The organism is Rhizorhapis sp., from assembly GCF_035276005.1.
GTDB lineage: Bacteria > Pseudomonadota > Alphaproteobacteria > Sphingomonadales > Sphingomonadaceae > Rhizorhapis.
Genome location: NZ_DATEMB010000019.1, coordinates 1 through 6,880 on the forward strand (window position 1 = coordinate 1; position 6,880 = coordinate 6,880).

The 6,880-nt window shown below is 61.0% G+C and carries 7 protein-coding genes and 1 tRNA gene; 3 read left to right on the forward strand and 5 right to left on the reverse strand.

Annotated elements, in window-relative coordinates; translation table 11 throughout:
• Nucleotides 1-239 precede the first annotated feature (239 nt).
• From VJS46_RS05655 to VJS46_RS05665, 3 genes are read right to left on the reverse strand one after another with little or no spacing between them, the layout of a single operon-like run.
• On the reverse strand, nucleotides 240-935 hold the full coding sequence (locus VJS46_RS05655; protein WP_324058410.1) for a hexapeptide transferase: 696 nt from the start codon (nucleotides 933-935) through the stop codon (nucleotides 240-242).
• A gap of 5 nt (nucleotides 936-940) precedes the next feature.
• Entirely contained in the window at nucleotides 941-2,146 is a 1,206-nt protein-coding gene (locus VJS46_RS05660; protein ID WP_324058412.1) for a glycosyltransferase, read from the reverse strand.
• 4 nt (nucleotides 2,147-2,150) lie between these two features.
• Nucleotides 2,151-3,308, reverse strand: a complete 1,158-nt coding sequence (locus VJS46_RS05665; protein WP_324058414.1) for a glycosyltransferase family 4 protein — start codon at nucleotides 3,306-3,308, stop codon at nucleotides 2,151-2,153.
• 476 nt (nucleotides 3,309-3,784) lie between these two features.
• Between VJS46_RS05665 and VJS46_RS05670 the strand changes: the two genes are divergently transcribed.
• Nucleotides 3,785-4,009 carry a hypothetical protein gene (locus tag VJS46_RS05670; RefSeq protein WP_324058416.1) on the forward strand — a complete coding sequence of 75 codons (225 nt, stop codon included), beginning with the start codon at nucleotides 3,785-3,787 and terminating at the stop codon, nucleotides 4,007-4,009.
• Between the two features lie 63 nt (nucleotides 4,010-4,072).
• On the opposite strand, the gene VJS46_RS05675 is transcribed toward VJS46_RS05670, so the two are convergent.
• The gene (locus VJS46_RS05675) at nucleotides 4,073-4,279 is read right to left on the reverse strand and encodes a DUF5818 domain-containing protein (RefSeq protein WP_324058418.1); all 207 of its coding nucleotides are present in this window, start codon (nucleotides 4,277-4,279) and stop codon (nucleotides 4,073-4,075) included.
• A gap of 17 nt (nucleotides 4,280-4,296) precedes the next feature.
• Complete coding sequence (locus VJS46_RS05680) at nucleotides 4,297-5,340, reverse strand: alanine dehydrogenase (protein WP_324058422.1); 1,044 nt, start codon at nucleotides 5,338-5,340, stop codon at nucleotides 4,297-4,299.
• Nucleotides 5,341-5,483: 143 nt separating this feature from the next.
• Between VJS46_RS05680 and VJS46_RS05685 the strand changes: the two genes are divergently transcribed.
• Nucleotides 5,484-5,574 (forward strand) — tRNA-Ser (locus tag VJS46_RS05685).
• 186 nt (nucleotides 5,575-5,760) lie between these two features.
• A partial coding sequence (locus VJS46_RS05690) for a tyrosine-type recombinase/integrase (RefSeq protein ID WP_324058420.1) occupies nucleotides 5,761-6,880 on the forward strand: 1,120 nt, incomplete at its 3' end.

Below are 6,880 nucleotides of genomic sequence, written 5' to 3' on the forward strand. Positions count from 1 at the left end.
CAAACATGCAGGATATGTTGCAGATTAATCGCACGGCGCTCTAGACTCGTTCCGGTTCTGATCGAACCGGAACGAGTCTAGATTCTGTATTTTCCGTGATTTCCGAGCCGCCAGATGATTCCATCTGGCTCGAAATCCCTCTAAACCAAGCCCGTTCGGGCTGAGCCTGCCGAAGCCCTTTCTTTTCCTCAGAAGAAGAAAGGCCCTTCGACAAGCGCAGGGCGAACGGTGTGGCAGATTCAAGGCTCCTGAGGCGGCAAAAAGGGCGGCACGCCGTCAAAGGCCCCAGCGCAGCGTTGCATCAGCGCATCCGGCACCACGCGGTTGATATAGCCGTCCGACCCTGCTCTCGACAGCAGCTTTGCCGGTACGCCGCCAACGACGCCCTTTTCCGGCACATCCTTGGTGACCACGGCATTTGCACCCACGGCGCAATCGTCGCCAAGGAGAATGCGGCCGATCACCTTGCATCCGGACGCCAGGAAAACCCGGTCGCCCAACACCGGCGAACCCGCCCGCTCCCCGCGATTGGATTGGCCCAGCATGATGCCATGGGTCAGATTGGCATTCGCCCCGACGACGGCGTCCCCATTGATGTAGATGCCGCCGAAGCGATTGATGAAGAGACCGGGGCCAATCACCGTATATTCCGGAATGGCAAAACCGAATTTGTACCGCAGCCGCAGCAGCCAGAGCTTTGAGAGGGGATACAGCCCGAAAGCCTGGAAGCGGCGCGTGCGCAGATAGCCGCAGGTCCGCATCACCACCGTATATTTATAGCCCGGCGTGAATAGAAAATGCCGCCAGAAGCTGCCGGCGTTCACCTTCCCCTCATAGCGGTAGAGGTCGGCCTGCAACAGCGCAACGAGGCTGCGCAGGCTTCGCGCGCAACCCCGGCTGTGCGGCTTCCCCAGTTCCTGGGTGATGGGCGTCATCTTGTTCAGAAGCTTTGCTCCTTGACCCTCTGTTTGCTTGCCGGAGCTGAGGCCGACCGGAGCGGGCTTCCGGTTGTCATCAGTGCCCCTTCTATGGTCTTCCAATAGCGCGCGGCGGTGCGCTCAACGCTGAACTGCTGTGATAGTTCAAGCGCTGCAGCCCCCCTGCTCTCGCGGTCGAGGGCATCAAAGACAGACCTCAATGCCTCGGCAAAAGCTTCTGGATCATTTTGCGGCACGACCGCCCCTGCAGGGCCATGGACGATGCCATGAACATCCTCCCGCGCCCGGTCGAGCAGGATCTCGGAGGGACCGGAGGCACAATTGGCAGCCACCACCGGCAATCCGCAAGCCATTGCCTCCACCATTCCATTGGGAAAACCCTCTGCATTAGAAGGCAAGGCGAACAGGCTTGCCCGCTTCAGCACTGCAAAGGGATTTTCGATGAAGCCGGGCAACAACACCTTCCCGGCAAGCCCCAGACGCTCAATCTGTTCCTCCAGTGCGCCGCGGAGCGGCCCTTCGCCCAGGATCACCAATGAAGCGGGCAGACCGGCGCGGGCAAAGGCGTCGATGAGCATCGCGAAATTCTTGTTGGGCACCAGCCGTCCGGCGGCGGCGATATAGTTGCCCTTGACCGGCACGGGCGAAGGCGCAGCGGACATTTCCGCAATCCGCCCATGATCAACCGGATTGGCGATAACCGAAACCCTGTCCGGCTTCACACCGAAATTCTGTTCAAGATCCAGCGCCACGCCCTGAGAGACCGCAATCACATGGTCGGCGCGGGGATAGGTCATCCGCACCAATATGCGCGCTGCCAAGCCGGGCAGGCCATGGTTGAGATGCGCGGAGGCATTCACGCGCTCGCTGATCAGGCATCTTGTCGGCCGCCCGGCCGTGGCCAGGACATTGGCCGCGTTGGAACGCGTCAGGAAACTGACCGTCACATCGGGCCTGAGGCGCCCCACGAGCTGCCGAGTTCGCCATAGGCTCGCAAGCAGGCTGCCGCCGCAATCGAGCCGGAAGGTCTTGATCCAGGGGGGCGGATCATAGGCGGCTTCCTCCTCGTCGAGCAGGGCGAGCGCGATGTCAAAACGATCGCGCCAGGGCGCCGAACCTTGCAAAAGGGTCGTCATCACTCGCTCCGCCCCACCCCCTGCGAGCGAATTGATGATAAACAGGGCTTTTCTTCGCACGCCTGCTGTCACCCGCCTATTCTACGAGCCCGGTGCCGACCCGCCGTTTCGGGCGGACGGCCATGGGGGAAGCTGGCCGGAAGCTATGGTAGATCTTGGCGGTGCTGTCGGCTGACCTGTCCCAATCGAACTTCCGCTGCACCATTTGCGCCTCGGCCTCGATAGGATCATATGCCTTCTCGAGCATATGGGCGAGCCTGTCCCGGTCCCCAACGGGAAAATACCGATCCACGCTCAACCCCAGATCCCGGTTGGCGGGAATATCGCTGAGGATCATGGGCGCCGCGCAGGATGCCGCCTCCAGTGCCGCGATCGGAAGGCCTTCATGATAGGAGGGCATGGCGAACAGGGTGCAGTGGTCGTAAAGACATTTCAGCACCTCGCGCGGCTGCATCCCTACGAAAACCACACGGTCGCACTGCTTGGCGCGAAGAGCGCGTACATACTCCGTCTCATGATCCGCGCCACCCGCTATCACCAGCTTGCGGCCGTCAGGCTGGCTGCTGGCAAGGAATGCGTGGATAAGATCGTCAAAGCCCTTCTCGGGAACCAGCCGGCCTACCGCCAGCACATATTCCTTGGACTTGAGGCCAAGTTCCCTCAGCACCTCGACCGGATCGCGTTCGACGCGCGGCAGGCGCGGCGTGCCATTGGGAATGTAGGAGACCTTATACGCCTGCGATGGAAAAACAGCCTTCAGGCTGCTCGCGAGCGAGGGCGATACGGCGATCACACGATGAGCCCAGATAAGCGCGGACCGTTCGCCCAGCCGCAGGGCAAGCTTTGCCAGGGCGCCCCATTTGGCGCGCTCATAATCGGCGCCATGATGGGTCACGACCACCTGAAGCCCGAGCAACCGGGCCAGCGGGGCCAGCAGGCCCGGACCGATGGCATGGATATGCACCACGTCCGCACGCCTGAACCAGGCGTACAATATGGCGATAAACGTCGCGACAATGGCCTCGAGCGATTTCGATTTTGGCGAGGGCAATGGCTCAAGAACCAGCCCTCTATAGGTGCGAGCGCCCTCTCCTACATAGGGAGCCCTGCATAGGATGGTGATGTCCAGGTCAGCATTACGTGCCTTCACGCGAGGCAGAAGCTCCTCGCAATGGCTTTCGACGCCGCCCATCACGCCGGGAATACCGCGGAGTCCCGTGACATGAATCTTCATGGCGTACGATTCCCTTATGCTATATTTTTCAGAACCGGCGCAGGACACAAAAATCAATGCGCCGCCAACCGGATCCGGCCTTCAGGACATCCCTAAATTTTTATGCGACCTTCGAACGGGCCTTCCGCGATCATAACGCGGCAATGCCGGGACTTGAACTTTTGATATAAGCCGTACACGTCCCCTCGTCGGATTTTCGGCTCCGCACATCGTGCGACCGGCAATCCGCTCTCCCGCTTCGGCATTTTTTAACGATTTCGACTTTAGTGGAACCACTTAGTTGAGAGCCAGTGGGAAAACGGCTATGAGTCTTTTGGGGGATTAAGGGGACTAAAGCGGTCAGGCCGATGTGGGGCGGCTGGCAAGAACCGCATGCCAATGACTTGTGGGGAAGCGTGATGTCCAGATCATGCCGTCGGCATGATGGGGGGTGGATTTTTTAGTGAATGCAGCGCTCGGGGGAGAGCAGGTTCCGCATGATTGCAGAAGATTCAGGCACAGTGACGCAAGCTCGCCCGGCGCAGCAACCCGCTGAAGCTGGCAGGGCTACTGCAACCGAAGCCTTGCACATGGCGGGCTCCGCCATTGTGACAGGCGGAATAGCGGTGGTGCTGACGGCGGTCGCCATACCCGTATCGCTGGGAATGGGCGTGGCTTGGGGCGTTCGCTCCATCGCGAAAAAGCTTCGCGGCACTGAATGATCAAGAATCATGGCGGGGACGAGGATGGCCTCTCCGGGAATCTGCCCTGCCTGAAGACCGGCTCTAGCCCGCCCGCACGACGCCTTCGACATCGACCTGACCTTCCGACGCCACCACGCCGGTGATCCGGACATGCTTTGCCACATGATCGACAGGGACGCGGTGCAGATTGAGGCGCCAGCTACCGCCATGATCGCATTTCAAGAGAAATCCTGCGCCGTCCCGCAATAGCGTCCCGCTCTCTTCAATCCTGTCGCCGATCTGCGGCATTCATTCATTCCCCTTGTTCACGCTATCGCCTCACTCTGCGGCACATGAGCATAGCCAAGCTCCCGCGCCACCGGCTCGCAAATGATCTTGCCGTTCCATACATTGAGGCCATCCAGAAGGTAGCGGTCCTGCCGCATTGCTTCCTTCCAGCCAAGATCAGCGATTCGCAACGCATGGGGCAGCGTCACATTGTTGAGCGCATAGGTGCTTGTCCGCGCCACCGCGCCGGGCATGTTGGTCACGCAATAATGCACGATGCCATCCACAATATAGGTGGGGTCATCATGCGTCGTCGGTTCGGAGGTTTCGAAACAGCCACCCTGATCGATGGCGACGTCGACCAGCACCGCTCCCACGATCAGATCGGCCTCGGCAACGCTGTCGGCGATGTTCGCCTTGTTTGAAAAGCGGGTTTTCGCCCGCGCCTCGAAATAGGTGCCGAGCCGTTCCAGCACTTCGGGATTGCGGTCGAGGATGGTCACGTCGGCCCCAAGGCCCGCAGCCATCTGCGCCGCATTGAAACCGACAACGCCGCCGCCTATCACCGCAACCTTGGCGGGCATGACTCCCGGCACTCCACCGAGCAGGACCCCTCGCCCGCCATGGACCTTCTCAAGAGCAGTCGCCCCCGCCTGGATGGACATGCGGCCGGCCACTTGGCTCATCGGCTTCAACAGCGGCAGGCCCCCATTAACATCCGTCACCGTTTCATAAGCGATGCAGACGGCGCCAGAGGCGATCAGATCCTTCGTCTGCTCAGGATCAGGCGCGAGGTGAAGATAGGTGAAAAGAATCTGCCCTTCTTTAAGAAGCGCCCGCTCCTCCTCCTGCGGTTCCTTTACCTTGACGATAAACTCGGCCCGGTCGAAGACAGCGGCGGCCGCCGCGACAATCTCGGCGCCGGCCTTGCGGTAATCATGATCGGTCGCCCCAATGCCCTGTCCGGCGCCGCTTTCGACAAGCAACTGATGCCCATGCGCTGCAAGTTCATGCACGCTTTCCGGGGTGAGGCCCACACGATATTCGTTATTCTTGATCTCGCGGACTGTTCCGACGATCATCGGCCCTCTCCGGGCAATCAGGACTTTAGTGAAGTCTATATAGGATCGCATCCACTCTCTTGCCAGTCAGCGGCGGGATTTGCGAACTGCACGCTTGCGCAAAAGCGGGAGGCACGATAGGGGGCATGCCTTCCAGCGCATGCGGAGCGGTGGCCGAGTGGTCGAAGGCGCTCGCCTGGAAAGTGAGTATACGCCAAAAGCGTATCGAGGGTTCGAATCCCTCCCGCTCCGCCATTCCGCCCTTCGCCGGCGTTCGCCTCGGTCCGAAAAATCGTAATAAACATCTGAAAATTAAGGTCTTTTAACCGCGAGCCTTCACGGTCGTTCGCGGCGGTCCGGAAATTGATGTGGGGCTGAGTGTGGGGCTGTGAGGGGCTGGCGGGGTTCAAATCGGGGGTCTGCGGTGGTATCCTGCACCCCATGGGAAAGCTCACCCCCGCCCTGATCAAGGAGCTCACCGAGCCTGGTCGCTACTCCGATGGCGAGGGGCTCCTGCTGCAAATTTCCCCTTCGGGCGGAAAAAGCTGGCTCATGCGCGTACAGGTCAATGGCCGCCGCCGGGACATCGGCCTGGGCGAGCTTCGGCATGTGAGCCTTCGCGATGCGAGACTGGAAGCGGCCGCGATCAAGAAGCTCGCCAAATCCGGCGTGGATCCGCTCGATGAGCGGCGTAAGGTCGAGATCGTCATACCGACCTTCGAGCAGGCGGCGAAGCGCGCGCATGCCGAAATGATCAAGGGATGGAAGAACGGGAAGCACACCAAGCAGTGGATCAAGACGCTTGAACTCTATGCCTATCCGAAGCTGGGCAAGTTGAAGGTCAACCAGATCGAAGGACCGCTCATCCGCGACGTGCTGGCGGAAATCTGGCTGGACATCCCGGAGACCGCCCGGCGCGTCCGCCAGCGCATCGGCACGGTGCTGGACTGGTCCTATGCCAACGGCTTCCGGACCAGCGAGGCGCCGATGCGTTCCATTTCCAAGGGCCTGCCACGCCAGCCCAGGAAGTCCGGCCATTTCGCTGCATTGCCCCACGCCGAGGTGCCGGCGTTCATGAAGCGCCTGCGCGCACGCGGGCTCAGCAGCAGCCGGCTGGCACTCGAGGCGCTGATATTGACGGCGGTCCGATCAGGCGAGGTTCGCGGAGCCAGATGGCCGGAACTCAACGACGAGCTGACGCTGTGGACCATTCCTGCAGAGCGCATGAAGGCAGGGGTCGAACATGTGGTGCCGCTGTCGTTGCAGGCCGCAGACGTCTTCCGTCAGGCGCGGGCCCTGCGGATCAAAGGCTGCGACCTGATCTTCCCGGGCGCCACGTCCGGTTCGTCACTTTCTGACATGGCGCTTCTCGAATTGGTGCGCGGCATGGACCTGCCGGCGACAGTACATGGCTTTCGGTCAAGCTTCAGGGATTGGGCGGCCGAGGAGACGGACACGCCACGCGAGATCGCCGAGGCGGCGCTGGCACATACGCTCGAGAACAAGGTCGAGGCAGCCTATCGGCGCACCGATTTCCTGGCCAAGCGGCGCGATCTGATGA

Bases quoted from the DNA above. Each gene is read 5' to 3' on its own strand.
- VJS46_RS05655 (WP_324058410.1), bottom strand. From the start codon at position 935: ATGACGCCCATCACCCAGGAACTGGGGAAGCCGCACAGCCGGGGTTGC.
- VJS46_RS05665 (WP_324058414.1), bottom strand. From the start codon at position 3,308: ATGAAGATTCATGTCACGGGACTCCGCGGTATTCCCGGCGTGATGGGC.
- VJS46_RS05670 (WP_324058416.1), top strand. From the start codon at position 3,785: ATGATTGCAGAAGATTCAGGCACAGTGACGCAAGCTCGCCCGGCGCAG.
- VJS46_RS05675 (WP_324058418.1), bottom strand. From the start codon at position 4,279: ATGCCGCAGATCGGCGACAGGATTGAAGAGAGCGGGACGCTATTGCGG.
- VJS46_RS05680 (WP_324058422.1), bottom strand. From the start codon at position 5,340: ATGATCGTCGGAACAGTCCGCGAGATCAAGAATAACGAATATCGTGTG.